16 protein-coding genes are annotated in these 18,893 nt (G+C 73.4%); 4 read left to right on the top strand and 12 right to left on the bottom strand.

Annotated features, from left to right (window positions below):
• Positions 1 to 202 precede the first annotated feature (202 nt).
• A complete protein-coding gene (locus BLV05_RS24785) occupies positions 203 to 3,400 on the bottom strand; it encodes an ATP-binding protein (protein WP_160312723.1) in 3,198 nt (1,065 codons plus the stop codon).
• Positions 3,401 to 3,507: 107 nt separating this feature from the next.
• On the opposite strand from BLV05_RS24785, the gene BLV05_RS24790 reads away from it, so the two are divergent.
• On the top strand, positions 3,508 to 4,911 hold the full coding sequence (locus tag BLV05_RS24790) for an FAD-binding oxidoreductase (protein ID WP_046767684.1): 1,404 nt from the start codon (positions 3,508 to 3,510) through the stop codon (positions 4,909 to 4,911).
• Here the strand turns inward: BLV05_RS24790 and BLV05_RS24795 are convergent.
• The 4 genes from BLV05_RS24795 to BLV05_RS24810 form a co-directional block, all read right to left on the bottom strand.
• Positions 4,895 to 5,821, bottom strand: a complete 927-nt coding sequence (locus BLV05_RS24795; RefSeq protein WP_046767683.1) for an RluA family pseudouridine synthase — start codon at positions 5,819 to 5,821, stop codon at positions 4,895 to 4,897. The genes BLV05_RS24790 and BLV05_RS24795 overlap by 17 nt on opposite strands.
• Entirely contained in the window at positions 5,818 to 6,366 is a 549-nt protein-coding gene (lspA, locus tag BLV05_RS24800; protein WP_160312722.1) for a signal peptidase II, read from the bottom strand. The genes BLV05_RS24795 and lspA overlap by 4 nt, the downstream gene beginning before the upstream one ends.
• The gene (locus BLV05_RS24805) at positions 6,339 to 6,764 is read right to left on the bottom strand and encodes a TraR/DksA family transcriptional regulator (RefSeq protein ID WP_197683306.1); all 426 of its coding nucleotides are present in this window, start codon (positions 6,762 to 6,764) and stop codon (positions 6,339 to 6,341) included. The genes lspA and BLV05_RS24805 overlap by 28 nt, the downstream gene beginning before the upstream one ends.
• A 144-nt stretch (positions 6,765 to 6,908) precedes the next feature.
• Complete coding sequence (locus BLV05_RS24810; protein WP_046767755.1) at positions 6,909 to 7,172, bottom strand: DUF167 domain-containing protein; 264 nt, start codon at positions 7,170 to 7,172, stop codon at positions 6,909 to 6,911.
• Between the two features lie 239 nt (positions 7,173 to 7,411).
• On the opposite strand from BLV05_RS24810, the gene ileS reads away from it, so the two are divergent.
• Complete coding sequence (gene ileS, locus BLV05_RS24815) at positions 7,412 to 10,576, top strand: isoleucine--tRNA ligase (protein ID WP_046767680.1); 3,165 nt, start codon at positions 7,412 to 7,414, stop codon at positions 10,574 to 10,576.
• Between the two features lie 64 nt (positions 10,577 to 10,640).
• Here ileS and BLV05_RS24820 read toward each other — a convergent pair whose 3' ends face one another.
• The 5 genes from BLV05_RS24820 to ftsZ form a co-directional block, all read right to left on the bottom strand.
• Positions 10,641 to 11,432 carry a DivIVA domain-containing protein gene (locus BLV05_RS24820; RefSeq protein ID WP_052762267.1) on the bottom strand — a complete coding sequence of 264 codons (792 nt, stop codon included), beginning with the start codon at positions 11,430 to 11,432 and terminating at the stop codon, positions 10,641 to 10,643.
• Positions 11,433 to 11,478: 46 nt separating this feature from the next.
• Positions 11,479 to 11,757, bottom strand: a complete 279-nt coding sequence (locus BLV05_RS24825) for a YggT family protein (RefSeq protein WP_197683307.1) — start codon at positions 11,755 to 11,757, stop codon at positions 11,479 to 11,481.
• Between the two features lie 106 nt (positions 11,758 to 11,863).
• Positions 11,864 to 12,400 carry a cell division protein SepF gene (locus BLV05_RS24830; RefSeq protein WP_046767678.1) on the bottom strand — a complete coding sequence of 179 codons (537 nt, stop codon included), beginning with the start codon at positions 12,398 to 12,400 and terminating at the stop codon, positions 11,864 to 11,866.
• Positions 12,401 to 12,518: 118 nt separating this feature from the next.
• Entirely contained in the window at positions 12,519 to 13,241 is a 723-nt protein-coding gene (pgeF, locus tag BLV05_RS24835) for a peptidoglycan editing factor PgeF (RefSeq protein WP_046767677.1), read from the bottom strand.
• Between the two features lie 14 nt (positions 13,242 to 13,255).
• On the bottom strand, positions 13,256 to 14,461 hold the full coding sequence (gene ftsZ / locus BLV05_RS24840; RefSeq protein WP_046767676.1) for a cell division protein FtsZ: 1,206 nt from the start codon (positions 14,459 to 14,461) through the stop codon (positions 13,256 to 13,258).
• Between the two features lie 847 nt (positions 14,462 to 15,308).
• Between ftsZ and yidC the strand changes: the two genes are divergently transcribed.
• Together yidC and BLV05_RS24850 are read left to right on the top strand one after the other, a co-directional pair.
• Positions 15,309 to 16,121, top strand: coding sequence for a membrane protein insertase YidC (yidC, locus tag BLV05_RS24845; RefSeq protein ID WP_046767675.1), 813 nt, complete (start codon positions 15,309 to 15,311; stop codon positions 16,119 to 16,121).
• Between the two features lie 113 nt (positions 16,122 to 16,234).
• Positions 16,235 to 16,597 carry a hypothetical protein gene (locus BLV05_RS24850; RefSeq protein ID WP_046767674.1) on the top strand — a complete coding sequence of 121 codons (363 nt, stop codon included), beginning with the start codon at positions 16,235 to 16,237 and terminating at the stop codon, positions 16,595 to 16,597.
• A 134-nt stretch (positions 16,598 to 16,731) separates the two neighbouring features.
• On the opposite strand, the gene BLV05_RS24855 is transcribed toward BLV05_RS24850, so the two are convergent.
• Together BLV05_RS24855 and murC are read right to left on the bottom strand one after the other, a co-directional pair.
• Positions 16,732 to 17,484: a cell division protein FtsQ/DivIB gene (locus BLV05_RS24855; protein WP_046767673.1), complete on the bottom strand. Its 753-nt coding sequence runs from the start codon at positions 17,482 to 17,484 to the stop codon at positions 16,732 to 16,734.
• Positions 17,481 to 18,893, bottom strand: a complete 1,413-nt coding sequence (gene murC, locus BLV05_RS24860) for a UDP-N-acetylmuramate--L-alanine ligase (RefSeq protein WP_046767672.1) — start codon at positions 18,891 to 18,893, stop codon at positions 17,481 to 17,483. Before murC ends, BLV05_RS24855 begins: the two co-directional genes overlap by 4 nt.

Genomic DNA, 18,893 nt, shown 5'->3' on the forward strand with positions numbered 1-18,893 from the left:
TGGCGACGACCGTACCGGCGGCTCCCGCGCCGTGTCCACCCCTCGGACCGCCCGCGTCACATACCGAGACGCCTCCTCGCGCCCCAAACCGTTGATGATCATGGATAAAGGCGGGTCCGAGGCGCCCGGGAAGCCGACCTTCTCCATGATCAACTTCCGTGGGTGGGGCGGGTTCCAGGCTGGCCGGCCGACGGCGGGCGGGTCAGGGCAGGCGGAGCGCCTCAGCGCAGGCGGCCGCGACCGACCGGGCCGCCGCCAGCGGGGCGATCCAGCCGGTCCGGTCCGCGGCGGCCGTCAGCGGTGCGAGCACCTCTGCCGCCGCGCGGGGGTCGCCGCGGCGCAGCCAGGCCCGGGCCAGGGCCACATAGCTGTCCGCGCCGTACAGCCAGGCGGACCCGGGCGGCGCGCTGATCGCCCGGACCATCGCGTCGGCCTCGTCGAGCAGGTCGCGCGAGCCGGTCGCCGCGGCCAGAGCTGCCAGGCAGGGCAGCCGGTAGGCCTCGGTGCGGTGCCGGCCGGCCACCGCGAGGCCACGCTCCAGCAGCGCGACGGCCTGGGGTGTCTCGCCCAGCTCGAGCAGGGTCGTCGCGTAGGTGGCCAGGCTGGACGCGCTGAACCAGGCGTGCGCCTCGAGCGTCAGGGACCGGCGGCCGTGCCTGACGGCGTCGTCGTACCGGCCGCGCAGACGGGCGATCCAGCCGAGGTTCGACACGTACCACGACTCGTAGCCGCTGTAGCCGCTGCGCCGGTTGACCGTCAGCGCCTCCTCGACGCGTTCGGTGGCGGTGTCCCAGTCGCCGCGCGCGATCGCGGGGAAGGCCGACTCGAACACGCACCACTGCAGCAGCCAGAGGTCGCCGGACCGGCGGCACAGCGGCTCCAGCTCGTCCAGCACGCCGTCCAGCTCGCGCACCTCGCCCTGGTAGGCGTACGCCGTCTTCAGCCCGTCCAGCGCCAGGGCCAGCGTGTCGTCGTCGCCGATGACGCGGGCCAGCGCCAGCGCCCGCCGTCCGTACCCGAGCGCGTCGGCGAACCGCAGCCGCCCGGCCGAGAGCACCGACAGCCAGGCCAGCAGCTCGGACTCCGCCGGCCGGTCCCCCAGCTCCTGGGCCAGCTGGAGGCTCTTCTCCAGGTGGACCATCCCCTCGGCGACCGGGCGCCCGCCGCCGGCCCAGGCCGGGCCGCCCAGCTGGCGCAGCGCCCGCATCTCCAGGTTCCGGTCGCCGGCCACGCGCGCCGCCCGCAGCGCCTCGGAGTGGTCGGCCACCGCCGCGTCGTACCGATACATCGCCTCACGCGCCCGGCCCCTGGCCAGGTGCGCCCGGCCGTCGAGCTCGACGTCACCGGAATGGCGGGCCGCCTCGATGGCCTGGCTCAGCAGTGCCTCGGCGTCGCCGACGGCGTACCGGTGCAGCGCCTGCTCCCCCGCGGCCAGCCAGCCCGGCGCCGCCCGGGCCCAGTCGCCCGCCGCGCCGGCGTGCCAGCCGACCGCCTCCGGATTGCCGTCCATGACGTCGGCCGCGCGCAAGTGGTACGCGACCCTGGTCGGCTGCGGCGTGGCCGCGTAGAGCGTCTCCTGGACGAGGTCGTTCTCGAACTCGTACGAGCGGCCCGCCACCACGAGCAGCCGCGTCGGCAGGATCCGGTGGCAGCGCCGGGCCGCCTCCTGGAGGCTGACGTCGAGCAGGCCGGCCAGCATCGCCGGCGTGAACGACGACCCGAGCACCGCGGCGGCGTGCAGCAGCTCAGCGGCCTGGTCGCCGGCGCGCCGCACCCGGGCCATGACGCTGGCGCGCAGCGAGTCCGGGATCCCCTCCTCCCCGGCGGCCAGCGCGCGCAGCGTCTCGACCACGAACAGCGTGTGGCCGCGCGTGCGCCGGGCGATCTCCGCGCCGTGCGCCTCCTGGCCCGCCTCGGCGGCCAGCCGCGCGATCGCCGTCTCGGCGAGCGGGCCGACGTCGAGCCGCTCGGCCACACCCGCCAGCGTTGCCAGGACCTGCTCGCCCTCGTGCGCACGGACGGTCCCGACCACCAGCAGTCGGCCGCCGGCGGCGTGCCGGCCCAGGTAGTGCAGCAGCTCGACGGTGGCCGCGCCGGCGTTGTGCAGGTCGTCGATGACGAACACGGTGGGCTGCCGGTCGGCCAGCCGGCGCAGGAACACGACCACCGCGTCGTAGACCCGGCGGCGCTCGGCCGCCGCGCTGCGCCGTTCCGGCGGCGGCTCGCCCAGCAGCGACGCGACCTCCGGCACCAGCGCGGCCAGGGCGCCGGCCCGGTCCGCCGCGGCCTGCCGCAGCACGGGCGCCGGCAACCGCGTGACCAGCCGGCCCAGCGCCTCGGCCACCGGCTGCAGGAACAGCGAGCGCTCGACGTCGTAGCAGCGCGCCTCCAGCGTGCGGCCGCCGGTCCGCCGGGCCAGCCGCGCGAGCTCGTCGGCCAGCGCGGTCTTGCCGATCCCGGCCTCGCCGGCCAGCAGCACGAGCCCGCCGTCGCCCGCGACGGCCCGCTCCCACGACCGGGTCAGCCGGGTGAGCTCGGCGTCGCGGCCGGTCAGCCGGGCGCTCGCGGCAGCCGGCGCCGACGCCGAACCAGGCGCAGCCGGCGCTGGACCAGCTGCCGCCGGCGCCGCCCGCTGGCGCAGGATCGCGACGTGCAGCTCCCGGGTCGACGGCGCCGGGTCGATGCCCAGCTCGGCGGCGAGTCCGGCCCGCAGCCGCTCGAACACGGCCAGCGCGCGGGCCGGCTCGCCGGCGGCGTCGTAGGCCCGCATCAGCGCCCGGGCCGGGCGTTCGTCCAGCGGGTCGGCCTCGGCCGCCGCCTCCGCCGCGGCGAGCGCCGCCGTGACGTCACCGGTCCGCAGGCCCGCCTCGGCCGCGACGGCGCGGGCCCGTCCGACCACCTCCGCCTGCTGCCGCCGGCCCGCCGCGGCCCACGGCGCGTCGGCCTCGTCGGCGAGCAGCGGCGCCGTGCCGACGAGGTCCAGCGCGGCCTCGGCGGCGGCCAGGGCCAGCGCCGGCTCCGCGGTCGCCAGCCGCGCCTCGGCCTCCGTGACCAGGTCCGCCGCCCGGTGCAGGTCGACCTGCACGCCGTCGCCGAGCCGGTAGCCGGACCGGCCGCCGGCCACCACGTCCGGTCCCAGGGCGGCACGCAGCCGGCTCACCAGCGTCGCGACGCTCGCCGCCGGCCGCCGCGGCGCCGGCTCGCCCCACAGCGCGTCGACGATCCGGTCGGCCGCGACCAGCCCGCCGCCCGCGACGGCCAGCAGCGCCAGCAGCGTCCGGCCCTTGCGGTCGCCCACCTCGCCGGCCGCCAGCGTCCGGCCCGCGCGCAGCACGGTCAGCCCGCCGGCCAGGCGCACCTGCAGCTCAGCCCCGTCCGCCGCGTCCACCCCCCTTGTCACCAGGTCGTACTCCTCCCGTGCACGCCGGTCAAGAGCCGGCCGCAACGCCACCGCAACGGGATCTGGCACCGTCCGGGCGTCCGAACGACCGAACCACGGGGGGAACCATGAGCACCGCCATCGAGACCGGACGTGTCGCGCACCGCGAGCTCACCGACGTCCGCGGCCGCCTGACCGGGCCGGAGGACGCCGGCTACGACGAGGCCCGCAAGGTCTACAACGCCATGATCGACCGGCGTCCGGCGCTGATCGCGCGGGTCGCCGACGCCGACGACGTCGCGCGGGTCGTCCGCTTCGCGCGCGAGCACGAGCTGCTGCTCGCGGTGCGCGGCGGTGGCCACAACGGGGGCGGCCTGGGGGTCTGTGACGACGGCGTCGTCATCGACCTCGGCGACCTGCGCGACATCACCGTCGACCCCGAGGCCCGGACGGCCAGGGTCGGGGGCGGCTGCACCTGGGGTGAGGTCGACCGCGCGACCAACGCCTACGGCCTGGCCACGCCGAGCGGGATCATCTCGACGACGGGGGTCGGCGGCCTGACGCTCGGCGGCGGCCTCGGCCACCTGACCAGGGCGTTCGGCCTGGCCATCGACAACCTGCTCGAGGTCGAGATGGTGCTGGCCGACGGCGAGCGCGTGTCGGCCAGCGCGGCCGAGCACCCCGACCTCTTCTGGGCCGTCCGCGGCGGAGGCGGCAACTTCGGCGTCGTGACGTCGTTCCTGTTCCGGCTGCACGAGCTGGACACCGTCGTCGCCGGCCCGACGTTCTGGCCGGTCGAGCAGACCGCCGAGGTGCTGTCGGCCTACCGCGACTTCCTGCCGGCGGCGCCGCGCGAGCTGAACGGGTTCTTCCTGGTCGGGGCCGTGCCGCCGGCGCCGCCGTTCCCCGAGGAGCTGCACCTGCGCCCGATCTGCGGCGTCGTCTGGTGCCACGTCGGCTCACCCGAGCAGGCCGCCGCCGACATGGCGCCGCTGCTGGCCGCGCTGCCCGAGCCGCTGCTGCACGCACCGGCGCCGATGCCGCACCCGGTGCTGCAGAGCGCCTTCGACGGCCTCTACCCGCCCGGCGACCAGTGGTACTGGCGCGCGGACTTCGTCAAGGAGATCCCGGACGAGGCCGTCGCGATCCACGCCGACTTCGCCGCCCAGCTGCCCAGCTGGAAGTCGACGATGCACCTGTACCCGATCGACGGCGCCGCCCACGACGCCGCGTCCACCGACACCGCCTGGAGCTACCGCGACGCGCTCTGGGGCTCCGTCTTCGCCGGTGTGGACGCGGACCCGGCCAACGCCGAGCGCATCGGCGCGTGGTCGGTCGGCTACCAGGAGGCGCTGCACCCGTACTCGGCGGGTGGCGCCTACGTGAACATGATGATGGACGAGGGCCAGGAGCGGGTCCGGGCCAGCTACCGGGGCAACTACGAGCGGCTGGCGAGGGTCAAGGCGCAGTACGACCCGGCCAACCTGTTCCGGGTCAACCAGAACATCCTGCCCGCTACGTCGGCCGGATGACGTCGAGGGCGTGCTGGAGGTCGTCGGTGTAGTCCGACGAGAACTCCACCCACTCCCCCGTCCCGGGGTGCTCGAAGCCGAGCCGCTTGGCGTGCAGCCACTGCCGCGTCAGCCCGAGCCGGGCGGCCAGGGTGGGGTCGGCGCCGTAGGTGAGGTCGCCGACGCACGGGTGCCGTAGCGCGCTGAGGTGCACCCTGATCTGGTGCGTCCGCCCGGTCTCCAGGTGGATCTCCAGCAGGCTGGCGGCGGGGAACGCCTCGAGCGTCTCGTAATGCGTGACGCTGTCCTTGCCGCCGGCCACGACCGCCCACTTGTAGTCGTGGTCGGGGTGCCGGGCGATGGGGGCGTCGACGGTGCCGCGGGACGGGTCGGGGTGGCCCTGGACCAGCGCGTGGTAGACCTTGTCGACCGTCCGCTCCTTGAACTGCCGCTTCAGCGACGTGTAGGCGCGTTCGGACTTCGCCACCACCATGAGCCCGCTGGTGCCGACGTCGAGCCGGTGGACGATGCCCTGCCGCTCGGCCGCGCCGCTGGTGGAGACGCGGAACCCGGTGCCGGCCAGGCCGCCGATGACGGTCGGGCCGGTCCACCCGGGGCTGGGGTGCGCCGCGACGCCGACCGGCTTGTCGACCACGACGACGTCGGGGTCGTCGTGGACGATGCGCATGCCCTCGACCCGCTCGGGGACGACCTGGACGGGCGCGGGCGGCGCCGGGATCTCGACCTCGAGCCAGGATCCGCCTCGCACGCGGGTCGACTTGAGCGCGACGTCGCCGTCGACGACGACGTGGCCGTCCTCGACCAGCGCGGCGGCCTTGCTGCGCGACAGCCCGAACAGCCGGGCCAGGGCGGCGTCGAGGCGCTCGCCCTCCAGGCCGTCGGGGACGGGGAGGCTGCGGTGCTCGCTCACGCGGCGGCCGCCTCCTCACGAGCCGGGGCGTCGCGCCTGACGCCGTCATGCGGGACGCCGCGGACGCTGAGCACGGCCACCAGCACCGCGCCGGTGACGATGGCGGTGTCGGCGAGGTTGAAGACCGGCCAGTTCGGCAGCTCGACGAAGTCGACGACGTGGCCGCGGAACGCGCCGGGCATGCGGAAGATGCGGTCGGTGAGGGTGCCGAGCGCGCCGCCCAGCACCGCGCCGAGCGCCACCGCCCAGCCGCGGTGCGCCACCCGGCGGCTGACCGCCACGATCACCAGCACGACCACGATCGCGACCACCGTCAGCACCGGCGTCATGTTCGTGGCCAGGCTGAACGCGGCGCCCGGGTTGCGGATGAGGCGCAACTGCACGACCTCGCCGACGACCTGGACCGCCCGCCCCGGATCGAGCAGCGCGACCGCCAGGATCTTCGTGAGCTGGTCGGCCGCGAGCACGGCGGCGGCCACGGCCAGGAGGACGCCGGTGCGGCGGCGCCCTCCGTCCGTCAGCGGCGCTCCTGCTTCTGCTTGCACGTCATGCACAGTGTGGCCCGCGGGAATGCCTGCAAGCGGGCCTTGCCGATGGGGTTGCCGCAGTTCTCGCAGATGCCGTAGGTGCCGTTCTCGATGCGGCCCAGCGCCCGCGCCGTCTGGCTCAGCATGTCGCGGTGGCTGGCCGCGAGCGACATCTCGTGCTCGCGCTCGAACGTCTTGGTCCCGGTGTCGGCCTGGTCCTCGCCGCCGGTGTCGCCGCTGCGCAGCAGGTCGGCGATGTCGGCCTCGGCATCCTCGATCTCCTCGCGCAGGCGCACGGAGTCGGCGTTCAACAGGTCGCGGACCTCAGTGAGCTCGGCCTCGCTCCACGGGTCCTCGTCTTCGCGGACCACCAGAGCGGCCGCCTCAGCGGCCTCGACCTTGCTGTTTCCGGCCATGGTGTCCACCTTCGCCTTCGCACCCGGCATCTGCCTCGCCACCCTTCCGTTCCCCCGTTTGCCCTGCCCACCCCTGCACTGGTCACCGCTGCGAAATAAAGTTGGGGCCAGTTGCCGTGAGGATAGATCGTGACCGGTCCGTCATCAATCCGCCTCGCGCATGAGATCTGCCAGCCGCGACGCTGCCGCGTCCGGGACCTCGACAGTCTTGGTCCTGCTGGTGGTTCCGGTGAGCAACGTCACCTCCCTCCGGCGTATTCCCAGGGCGTCTGCCAGGGCGTCCAGCGCGGCCTTGGTGGCGGCGCCGTCGACGGCCCGCGCCTGCACGGCGACGACGAGCGCGTCGGCGTACCGGCCGCCCACGGCCGTCCGGGAGGCGCCCGGCCGCACCCGGATGGTCACGCGCACGGGCCCCAGGATAGATCGCTCCCGGCTGCGCCGCCCGGCGTACACTGGGTTCGTCGCGAGCAGGCGTTGACGGGGCCATCACCCCTGAGCAGCCGGAAGAACGGCGCCGTCGGGCGCTCACTAGAACCGGCCGCGACGAACGAAGCGGACCAGCCGGTGCTGGTCAAGGAGGGTGGTACCGCGGGGTCCGCCTCGTCCCTCCGTCGGAGCACGAAACGACGGAGGATTCGAGAGACGAGATGACCGACCCCACCGGCTACCGCGAGGTGCCCGCCCAGGTCGACCTGCCGGCGCTGGAGCACGACGTCCTCGCGTTCTGGCGCGACAACGACGTGTTCGCGCAGACGCTGAAGAACAGCGAAGGCCGCCCGCAGTGGACCTTCTACGAGGGTCCGCCCACCGCCAACGGCATGCCCGGCACCCACCACATCGAGGCTCGCGCGATCAAGGACGTCTTCCCGCGCTACCGGACGATGAAGGGCTACCACGTGCCCCGTCGGGCCGGCTGGGACTGCCACGGCCTGCCGGTCGAGATCGCCGTCGAGAAGGAGCTCGGCTTCGAGGCGAAGAGCGACATCGAGGCGTACGGCGTCGCCGAGTTCAACGCCCGGTGCCGCGAGTCGGTGCTCCGTCACGTCGACGCGTTCGAGCAGCTCACCGAGCGCATGGGCTACTGGGTCGATCTCTCGCAGGCGTACCGCACGATGGACCCGTCCTACGTGCAGAGCGTGTGGTGGTCGCTCAAGCAGATCTTCGACAAGGGCCTGCTGGTCGAGGACTACCGGGTCTCGCCGTACTGCCCGCGCGACGAGACGGCGCTGTCGTCGCACGAGCTGGCACAGGGCTACGAGACCGTCGTCGACCCGTCCGTCTTCGTGCGCTTCCCGCTGACCGGCGGCCCGCTGGCCGGCCAGGCGTCGCTGCTGGTGTGGACGACGACGCCGTGGACGCTGGTGTCGAACACCGCGGTCGCCGCGCACCCCGACGTCACGTACGTCGCGGCGCGCGCCGCTGGGTCGTCCGAGCTGCTCGTGCTGGCCGAGCCGCTGCTGGCGACGGTGCTGGGCGACGACGCCGACGTGGTGTCGTCGTTCACCGGCGCGGAGATGGAGCGGTGGACGTACCAGCGCCCGTTCGAGTTGGTCGACATCCCCGACGCCCACTTCGTCGTGGTCGACGGCTACGTCACCACCGAGGACGGCACCGGGTTGGTGCACCAGTCGCCCGCGTTCGGCGCCGACGACCTGCGGGTGTGCCGCCGCTACGGCCTGCCGGTGGTCAACCCGGTGCGCTCGAACGGCACGTTCGCCGAGGACGTCCCGCTGGTCGGCGGCCAGTTCTTCAAGCACGCCGACGCCGACCTCGTCAACGACCTCGAGCACCGCGGCGTGCTGTTCAAGCACGTCCCGTACGAGCACGAGTACCCGCACTGCTGGCGCTGCCACACGCCGCTGATCTACTACGCGCAGCCGTCCTGGTACATCCGCACGACGCAGATCAAGGACGCGTTGCTGCGTGAGAACGAGCGCACCACCTGGTACCCCGAGACGATCAAGTGGGGCCGCTACGGCGAGTGGCTGCGCGGCAACGTCGACTGGGCGCTGTCGCGGAACCGGTACTGGGGCACGCCGCTGCCGATCTGGCGCAACGACAACGACCCGTCGCGCATGGTGTGCGTGGCGTCGCTGGCCGAGCTCTCGGAGCTGTCCGGGCAGGACGTCTCCGAGCTGGACCCGCACCGGCCCTACGTCGACGACGTCACGTTCACGCTGCCCGGCGTGGCCGGCACGTTCCGCCGCGAGCCGTACGTCATCGACGTCTGGTACGACTCCGGCGCGATGCCGTTCGCGCAGGTCGGCTACCCGTACGCGCCCGGAAGCGCGGAGGCGTTCGAGAAGTCGTACCCGGCCCAGTTCATCAGCGAGGCGCTGGACCAGACGCGGGGCTGGTTCTACACGCTGATGGCCATCGGCACGCTGGTCTTCGACCGCTCGTCGTACGAGAACGTCCTCTGCCTGGGGCTGATCCTGGCCGAGGACGGCCGGCGCATGAGCAAGCACCTGGGCAACATCGTCGAGCCGATCCCGCTGATGGACGAGCACGGCGCCGACGCCGTCCGCTGGTTCATGCTGGCCAGCGGCTCGCCGTGGCTGCCGCGCCGGGTCGGCGACGCCGGCCTGCAGGAGATCGTCCGCAAGGTGCTGCTGACCTACTGGAACACCGCCTCGTTCCTGTCGCTGTACGGGCGCACGGCGGGCTGGCGGCCGGGCGACGGTTCGGCGCCGCCGGTGGAGTCGCGGCCCGTCCTCGACCGCTGGGCGCTGTCCGAGCTGCACCGGCTGGTCCGCGACGTCGATGCCGCGATGGACGGCTTCGACACGCAGGCCGCCGGGGCGAAGCTGACGGCGTTCGTCGACGATCTCTCGAACTGGTACGTGCGCCGGTCGCGGCGGCGGTTCTGGGACGGCGACCCGGCCGCGCTGGCGACGCTGCACGAGTGCGTCGAGACGCTCACCCGCCTGATGGCGCCGATGGTGCCGTTCGTCACCGAGCGGGTCTGGCAGGACCTCGTCGTGCCGGCCGTCCCGGACGCCGTGACGTCGGTGCACGCGGCGACCTGGCCGGAGGCGGACGATTCACTGATCGACGAGGCGCTGCGGGCCGAGGTGTCGCTGACGCGGCGGCTGGTCGAGCTGGGCCGGGCGGCCCGGGCGGAGTCGAAGGTGCGGACGCGGCAGCCGCTGTCGCGCGCGCTGGTCGGCGCCCGCGGCTGGGAGACGCTGCGGCCGGAGCTGCGCGCGGAGATCGCTGACGAGCTGAACGTGGCGTCGGTGCTGTCGCTGGCCGAGGCCGGCGCCGGTGAGGACCTCGTCGACGTGTCGGCGAAGGCGAACTTCCGGTCGCTGGGCAAGCGGTTCGCGAAGGACACCCCTCGGGTGGCGGCCGCGGTGGCGGCGGCCGACGCGCCGGCGCTGGCGGCGTCGCTGAAGGCGTCCGGTGTTGCGGTGGTGGGGGTCGACGGGCTCGGCGAGGTCGAGCTGGCGCCCGACGACGTCGTCGTCACCGAGACGCCGCGCGAGGGCTGGGCGGTCGCCCGCGAGGGCGAGACGGTCGCGCTGGACCTCACGCTGACGGACGCGCTGGTCCGGGCCGGCCTGGTCCGCGAGGCGGTCCGGCTGGTCCAGGAGGCCCGCAAGTCGTCCGGCTTCGAGGTGTCCGACCGCATCGAGCTGGCGTGGTCGGCGTCGGACCAGCTGGCGGCCGCGCTGCGCGAGCACAGTGCGCTGCTGGCCGACGAGGTGCTGGCGACGTCCGTCCACGAAGGCCTGGACGCGCTGGACGGCGCGCCCGAACACGGCGACGCCGAGCTCGGGCTGACCTTCCGGGTGCGCCGGGTGAGCTGACACGCGGAAAGGGGCCCGGGCCGGCGTCACCCGCCGGCCTGAGGCCCCTTTTCCGTTTGCTGCGTCAGCGCTGTTCGTCGTCGAGCAGGCTGGCGACCGAGCGGAGCGAACCGCCGGTCTGCGCCGCCTGAGCGTTGCCGCCCGGTGACGGCTGTGGTCCACCGCCGCCCGCGGCCGCCGCGGGGACCTGCCCCACACCGGTGTCGGCTTCGTCGACGCCGCCGGTCTCGAGCTTGCGCAGTTCCCGTTCGAGGTACGACTTCAGCCGGCTGCGGTACTCGCGCTCGAACGCCCGCAGCGTCTCGAGCTCGTGCTCGAGGTCGGCGCGGTCGGACTCGAGCTTGCCGAAGACCTGGGTCCGGCGCTTCTGCACCTCCTGCTCGATCGAGTCGGCCCGCTGCCGGGCGTCCTGCTCGATCTTCGCGGCCTTCGCCTTCGTCTCGGAGTCGAGCTTGTCGGCGCGGGTCCGAGCGTCGTGCATGAGGCGATCGGCCTCGGCCTTGGAGTCGGCCACGAGCTCGTCGGCCGTCTTCTGGGCCAGCGCGAGCACCTTGGCGGCTGCGTCGCTGGGCTGGACGCCGACAGGTGCGGCGGCCACGGCCGACGGCGGAGCCTCGGGAGCCTTCGGCGCCTCGGGCTGGCGCGGAGCCTGGATGGGCTCGGCCGACGCCGCGACTCCGCCGCCACGCGTGACAGCGGAGAGCTTGTCGCGCAGCTCGTCGTTCTCCCGCTGCATGCGCGCGAGCTCGGCCTCGACCTCGTCCAGGAACTCGTCGACCTCCTGCATGTCGTAACCCTCGCGCAGGCGGACCGTCGTGAACTCTTTGTTCTGGACGTCCTCGGGCGTCAGTGGCATAGCGTCACCTCGGATGTGGGCATAGGCAGAATGTCACCGTACCGCGTCATCCTAGGGATCCGACAACAACAAGCAGAATCTGGACCAGGATGATGAGCACGATGAACGCCAGGTCGAGGGCGACCGAACCGATCCGCAACGGCGGCAGCACGCGACGAATCGCGCGCAGTGGCGGGTCGGTCACCGTGTATATGGCCTCCAGCACGACCAGCACCAACCCCTTGGGCTGCCACTCGCGCGCGAAGACCTGAATCCAGTCGACGACGAGCCTGATCAACAAGGCGATGAAGAACAGCCACAACACCGCGGAGAGAATCTGACTCACAGCCGACACAACACCTGAACTTACCCGACGTCCGGCCGGAACGAAGACTCGGACACGGCGAGCCGGGCGAGAGTTCGCGGAGTTTGCGGCTCACGCCCGGCCCAGGTCAGCTCTGGTTGAAGAACCCGCCGCTGACCATGCGGGCCTTGTCCTCGGCCGTCACGCTGACGTCCGCTGGTGTGAGCAGGAACACCTTCGCCGTGACCCGGTCGATGCTGCCGCGCAGGCCGAAGATGAGCCCTGCGGCGAAGTCGACCAGCCGCTTGGCGTCGGTGTCGTCCATCTCGGAGAGGTTCATGATGACGGGCGTGCCGTCGCGGAAGTGCTCGCCGAGCGTGCGCGCCTCGTTGTAGGTCCGCGGGTGGAGCGTCGTGATGCGCGCCTCGCGCATGGCCGGTGCCCTTCGTACTGCCTGGACCGGACGGCGGTCGGCGAGCGAGGCCACCGTCGCGGTGTGCTCGCGCTCGGGCGTCCGCTCGCGTTCGCGCCGCTCGGGGGCCCGCTCCTCGGGCTCCTCGACGGCGTCCTCGTACTCGTCGGCGTACGCCTCGTCGTAGTCGTCGTCTGTGTATTCGTCGTCGTAGCGATCTCGGTCCTCCACGAGGCCGAGGTAGACCGCAACCTTGCGCATTGCGCCGGCCATTCAAGTCCTCCGACTAGGTGGTGGACGGTCCCCTGTTGATCCAGACACTAGCCCTGGCCGTGGCCGGATCCGGGGATTGTCAGCGCGACACGCCCACGTGTCGCAGCAGTCACACCATTCACGTCTGACTCATCCATGCCAGCCCGGCGAACCGGCCCGTCACACCGTCACGGCGGTAGGAGTAGCTGTGCGCGTCCTCGATCGTGCAGGTCGCGACGGCGCCGACCGCGGCGCCCGCGGTACGCAGCTGTGCGACGACACCGGCCGGGACGTCCAGCGCCGGTGTCCCCTGCCGGGTGACGGACCACGCCTCGGGCACGACGGCGGCGACGTCGGCGCGCATCGCCTCGGGGACCTCGTAGCAGCGGCCGCAGACCGCCGGCCCGACCCGCGCGATCAGCTTGCGGGCGCCGAGGTCGCGCATCGCGGCGATGGCCGCCGGCACGACGCCCGCCTTCAGCCCGGGGCGGCCCGCGTGCGCGACGGCGACGACCCCGGCCTCCGGGTCGGCCAGCAGCACCGGCACGCAGTCGGCGACGAGGACGGCGAGCGCGCGCCCCGGCTGAGTCGTCACCAGCGCGTCGACCTCGGGCGCGGGCCCGGTCCACGGCCCGTCGACGACGGCGACGGCGTTGCCGTGCACCTGGTTCATGTAGTTCACCGCGTCCGGCGCCAGGCCGATCGCCGTCGCCAGCAGCTCGCGGTTGCGCCTGACGGCGGCCGGGTCGTCGCCGACGTGCCCGCCGAGGTTGAGCTCGTCGTACGGCGGCGCGCTGACGCCGTCGTGCCGGTCGGTGAAGGCGAACCGGACCGGGCCGGCCGCGCTGGTGTCTCGGAGCACTACGTCAGCCTGTGCTACTTCAAGAAGTCGGGCACGTCCAGGTCGTCATCACTGGGCGTGGCCGGGACGATGCGGCGTTGTTCCCGGGGTGGGGCGGGCGGCGCGGCGGGTGCGCCGTCACCGTCGGCGCCGCCCGTGTCCCCCTCGGCGTTCGGCCTCGAGGCGGCCGGAGTGGCCGTCGCGACCGAGCCGATGCCCCCGGCGGCGGCCGGGCCGGATGCCCCGGACGCCGATTCGGGTTTCCTGACGGTGCCCAGCTCGCGGCGGGTCGGCTGCCCGCCGTCGAACCCGGCCGCGATGACGGTGACCCGGACCTCGTCGCCGAGCGCGTCGTCGATGACCGCACCGAAGATGATGTTGGCGTCGTCGTGCGCCGCCTGCGCGACCAGGTTGGCCGCCTCGTTGATCTCGAACAGCCCCAGGTCGGAGCCGCCCGACACCGACAGCAGCACCCCGTGCGCGCCGTCGATGGACGCCTCGAGCAGCGGGCTGGAGATCGCCATCTCGGCCGCCGCGATCGCGCGGTCCTCGCCGCGGGCCGAGCCGATGCCCATGAGCGCCGAGCCGGCGTTGCTCATGACCGACTTCACGTCGGCGAAGTCCAGGTTGATCAGGCCCGGCGTCGTGATGAGATCGGTGATGCCCTGAACACCGGAGAGCAGCACCTGGTCGGCGCTCTTGAACGCGTCGAGCACGCTGACCTGGCGGTCGCTGATCGACAGCAGCCGGTCGTTCGGGATGACGATGAGGGTGTCGACCTCTTCGCGCAGCGCCTCGATGCCCGCCTCGGCCTGCATGGCGCGACGTCGGCCCTCGAACATGAACGGGCGGGTCACGACCCCTATGGTCAGCGCGCCGAGCGACCGGGCGATGCGGGCCACCACGGGCGCGCCGCCGGTGCCCGTCCCGCCGCCCTCGCCCGCGGTGACGAAGACCATGTCGGCGCCCTTGATGACCTCTTCGATCTCTTCGGCGTGGTCCTCGGCCGCCTTCCGGCCGACGTCGGGGTTGGCGCCGGCGCCCAGTCCCCTGGTCGCCTCGCGCCCGACGTCGAGCTTCACGTCGGCGTCGCTCATCAGCAACGCCTGCGCGTCGGTGTTGATCGCAATGAACTCGACGCCCTTGAGGCCGACTTCGATCATGCGGTTGACCGCGTTGACTCCGCCGCCGCCGATGCCGACGACTTTGATCACCGCGAGGTAGTTCTGCGGAGCAGTCACTGGACATCGCCTTTCGTCGTGTTCAAACCCTCACCCTCAAGTTGAGGTTTATAGTTATGTCAACCTGAGGATGATGAAACGCTAAGCGCCATGACGGCTCGGCTCCCGTAGACACGCCGTAGTCGGCACGGATTGCCCGCCAGGTGGGTTCGGTGCGCCCGAGGGGGTGTCTGACGGATATTGGTGGATGCGGGCGGCGTCCAGGGGCCGGTCCAGCAAGGCGGAGGAGGAGATCGATGCGGTGCCATCGAGCGACGACGACAACGCAGCTGGTCGGTTCCTGGGCGTCGATCCGCGCCGCCGAAGATCCGTCAGACACCCCCTAGTGCGCTTACCCTGGTCGCCATGACTCGGTGGCTCGGCGATGGAGCCGGTGCGGGCGGCGACGCGGACGGCCGTGTGGCCGGCGCCGCGGGTCGCCGTGCGGGTGGCCGTGCCGCTCGCCGTGTGGGTGGCCGTGGTGGCCGCCCCAGCCAGGCCCGCGGCGGCGCGACCGGCGCCGGCAACGCCATGACCCTCCTCTTCACCCGCTGGACGGCCGCCGCCATGGTCGTCGCTGCGACGATCCTCGCCGGCCTGTTCGCGACGCCGCTGGGCTCGGCCCCGGGTCTGGTCGCACTGCTGGCCGTCCTCATCACCGTGCTGGCGATGCTGGCGACGTCACGGTCCCACCCGCCCACCGGCCCGCGCTACGGCCCCGGCCTGCGCCGCGTCGCCGCAGCTGCGCCCGTCGTCATCGCCCAGACCGACCCCGACGCCGCCGCCCGCCCTCGGCCGAGAGCCCCGACCGGACAGCTGGTTCCGCTCAGCTGTCCGTCGTCGTGCACTCGTTCCGAAGGGTCCCGTCATGCTCTCCGTTCTCGACACACCTGCCCAGGCCGTCTCCGAACTCGTCCTCGCCCTCTCCTCCGCTGCGGAGCCGCTGGCCGGTGACGCCGCCACCGGCGTCGCCATCCTGCTCGTCGTCGTACTCGTCAGGCTGTTGCTGCTGCCGCTGAGCCTGCGCGCCGCCCGAGCCGGCCGGGCTCGCCTGGCCGTCCGCCCGGCCGAGCTGCGGCTGCGCGAACGCTTCCGCCGCGATCCCGTCCGCCTGCGCCGCGAGCTCGCTGCCCTGCACCGCGCCAACGGCACGTCGCCGTTCGCGGGGTTCGGGGCGTCGCTGTTGCAGCTGCCGTTCTTCATGGTCCTGTACCGGCTGTTCTCGTCGCCGACGCTGAACGGCGGCGCGAACGCGCTGTTCACGCACACGCTGCTCGGCGTGCCGCTGAGCGACCGCTGGCTCGCCGTCGTCGGGTCCGGCATGGTGCCGGCCGAGCTGCTGGTGTTCGGCGCGGTGTTCGTGCTGCTGATCCTGGTCGCCTGGTGGTCGTCGCGCCTGGCCGCCCGCTCGGCGGCCCGCCTCGCCGCTGCGTCGGCCGACGCGCCCGGCTCGTCCTCGGCTTCGGGCCGGTCCGGCTCGCGGTCCAGGTCGGCCGCCGGCTCGCCGGCCGAGATCGAGGCGATGATGGGCCGGCTCGGCCGGGTCATGCCCTTCGCCACCGTCGTCGTGGCCGCGTTCCTGCCGCTCGCGGCAGCGCTCTACCTGCTGTTCTCGACGGCCTGGACGACGGCCGAGCGGTCCGTCCTGTGGCGCGACCGCGCGCTCCCGTCGGCCGCCTGACACCCGGCCCGCCGCCGAGCCGCCCCGTCCACAGCCCCGATCGATTCCCCGAGTTGTCCACATTTCCGGTTCTCCCGCTGGCACCACCCTCCCCGATCTGGCGAGATGAACCCATGACCAACACCCACGCCCCCGCCGCCACCCTTCCCATCGACGACCAGGAGGTGCACGAGCGCCGCATCCCACGCCAGCGCACCCGAACCGGGTTCGACGACGAGATCGCGCGGCTCATCCGCGACCGCGTCCAGGCCGACCTCGCCAAGCGATCGGCACGCAAACACCGGCATCGCGAAGAGCGCGACGCCCTCGAGCGACGCCGCCGCTACGCGAAGGCGCTGCACGCCGAGAAGCTGGCGGCCATGGCGCAGCGGACGTGTCGCTGCGCCCAACCGCGACCAGCCGCGCTGCTCGGACGAGATCCGGGCGGCGGGACGAGCGTGCTCGCCCTCTGCCCGGTGTGCGGACGGAGAACCTGATGACACGCACGGCCCGTCCGGCTGAGCCGGCCCAGGCGAGTCACCCACACCGTTGGTCATGGAGAAAGGGGGCTCCAAGCGCCCCGGAACCCCGACCTTCTCCATGATCAACGGCTGCTGGCGACGGGCGCGCGTCAGGGGTTGACGGCGGGATGCTCGGGCGCGGACACGTCGTACGACGACGGCGGTTCCTCCTGTGCGGCGATCAGCGCCAGCAGCACCTCGGCCTTGCGGTCGATGTCGTCGGCGGTGCCCCAGCGGACCTCCGCGCCGTCGGCGAGCCCGAGCCGGACGTCGGCCTCCGAGCGCGCCTCGACGGTGTCGACCAGCTCGTACAGCGACGCCGGCAGGCCGGTCAGGACGGTGACCCCGGCAGCGCGCACCGCGTCGTCGACGTCCGAGGACGAGTCGTCGCCGGCGGCGGTCAGCACGGGCAGCCCGTCCGGCCGCGAGTCCGAGGCGCCGAACAGCGCCCCGGTGTCGTCGACGCTCCACCACGAGCCGTCGGCCGACACCGCGGCCACCGGCTCGCGCGGCGTGACGTCGATGGTCAGCGTCGTCGGCCAGGAGCGGCGGACGTCGACCGACGCGGCCTCTGGCAAGTCGGCGACGCGGTCCGCGATCGCGTCCGTGTCGACCCTGGCCAGCGGCGTGCCCACGGGCGCCTCGGCCAGCGACAGCACCTCGTCCGTCAGCGACGACGGAACACCCTCGACCGACACCGACTTCACGGAGAGCACACTCGACCAGCCGACCAGCCACACGAGTCCCGACACCACCGCAAGGACCAGCAGGGCCAGCAGCACGCCGAAGAGCCGTCGCAGCCGCTGTCGCCGCGCCCGCGCCGCGAAGAGCTGGGCGCTGGGCGACCGCGACGCGACGCTCATCGCGACCTGGCCGCCAGCACGTCGAGCACTTCGGGACCGATCAGCGTGACGTCGCCGGCGCCGACGGTGAGCAGGATGTCGCCCGGCTCGGCCCGCGACGCCGCCAGCTCCGGCACCGCCGACCACGACTGCTCGAACACGACGTGCGACGGCGGCAGCGGCACGCCCGCGGCCACCAGGGCGCCGGTCACGCCGGGCTCGGGGTCCTCGCGGGCGGCGTAGACGTCCATGACGATGACCTCGTCCGCCGCGCCCAGAGCGACGCCGAACTCGGCGGCGAAGATCCGGGTGCGACTGAACAGGTGCGGCTGGAACACCACGACGACGCGGCCCGGCCCGGCCACGCCGCGGGCGGCGGCCAGCGCGGCGGCCACCTCGGTCGGGTGGTGGGAGTACTCGTCGTAGACGCGCACCCCGCCGGCCACGCCCTTGAGCTCGAACCGGCGCCGGGTCCCGGTGTAGCCGGCCAGGCCGTCCAGCACGTCGCCGGCCGGGAAGCCCATGCCGAGCGCCGCGGTGAAGGCGGCGGCCGCGTTCAGCGCGTTGTGCTTGCCGGGCAGCTGCAGCTGGATCCGCTCGAGTCGGCGGCCGCGGGCGACCAGCTCGAACGACACGCCCGGGCCGGCGATGTCGAGCGCGGTCACCCGCACGTCGGCGTCGCGCGACTCACCGAACGTGTGCACCACGACGCCCCTTCCGGCCGCCCGCTCCCCCAGCGCCCGGGCGCCCGGGTCGTCCGCGCAGACGACGAGGAACCCGGAAACGCAGTCGACGAACGCGTCGAAGGCCGCCTCATAGGCGTCGGGGGTGCCGTAGAAGTCGAGGTGGTCGGCTTCGACGTTGGTGACGATCGCCACCTCGGGTTCGTAGGCCAGGAACGACGCGTCGCTCTCGTCGGCCTCGGCGACGAAGATGTCGCCGCTGCCGTCGTGGGCGTTGGCGCCCGACTCGTTCAGGCTGCCGCCGATCGCGAACGACGGGTCGGCGCCGCAGTGCTGCAGCGCGACCGTGATCATCGAGGTGGTGGTGGTCTTCCCGTGGGTGCCGGCGACGGCGATCGCGCGCCGCCCGGCCATCACCGACGCCAGCGCGGCGGCCCGGGGCAGGATCGGCAGGCCACGTTCCCGGGCCTCGACGACCTCGGGGTTGCTCTCGCGGATCGCGGTCGACACGACGACGGTCTCGGCCAGGCCGACGTTCGACGCGGCGTGGCCGACGTGCACCTCGGCGCCGAGCGCCCGCAGGCCGGCCAGCACGCCCGAGTCCTTGGCGTCGCTGCCCGACACCGGCACGCCGCGGGCGAGCAGGATGCGGGCGATGCCGCTCATGCCGGCACCGCCGATGCCGACGAAGTGGACCCGGCCCAGCTTTTCCGCAGGCACGGTCCGCTCCGGTGGCGAGACGATCAC

This window comes from Jiangella alkaliphila (genome assembly GCF_900105925.1).
Lineage (GTDB): Bacteria > Actinomycetota > Actinomycetes > Jiangellales > Jiangellaceae > Jiangella > Jiangella alkaliphila.

What these genes read in the sequence shown, in the direction of transcription:
- BLV05_RS24830 (WP_046767678.1), bottom strand. Translation starts at nt 12,400, where the DNA reads ATGGCCGGCGCAATGCGCAAGGTTGCGGTCTACCTCGGCCTCGTGGAG.
- BLV05_RS24790 (WP_046767684.1), top strand. Translation starts at nt 3,508, where the DNA reads ATGAGCACCGCCATCGAGACCGGACGTGTCGCGCACCGCGAGCTCACC.
- BLV05_RS24805 (WP_197683306.1), bottom strand. Translation starts at nt 6,764, where the DNA reads ATGGCCGGAAACAGCAAGGTCGAGGCCGCTGAGGCGGCCGCTCTGGTG.
- ileS (WP_046767680.1), top strand. Translation starts at nt 7,412, where the DNA reads ATGACCGACCCCACCGGCTACCGCGAGGTGCCCGCCCAGGTCGACCTG.
- BLV05_RS24850 (WP_046767674.1), top strand. Translation starts at nt 16,235, where the DNA reads ATGACCAACACCCACGCCCCCGCCGCCACCCTTCCCATCGACGACCAG.
- yidC (WP_046767675.1), top strand. Translation starts at nt 15,309, where the DNA reads ATGCTCTCCGTTCTCGACACACCTGCCCAGGCCGTCTCCGAACTCGTC.
- BLV05_RS24820 (WP_052762267.1), bottom strand. Translation starts at nt 11,432, where the DNA reads ATGCCACTGACGCCCGAGGACGTCCAGAACAAAGAGTTCACGACGGTC.
- BLV05_RS24855 (WP_046767673.1), bottom strand. Translation starts at nt 17,484, where the DNA reads ATGAGCGTCGCGTCGCGGTCGCCCAGCGCCCAGCTCTTCGCGGCGCGG.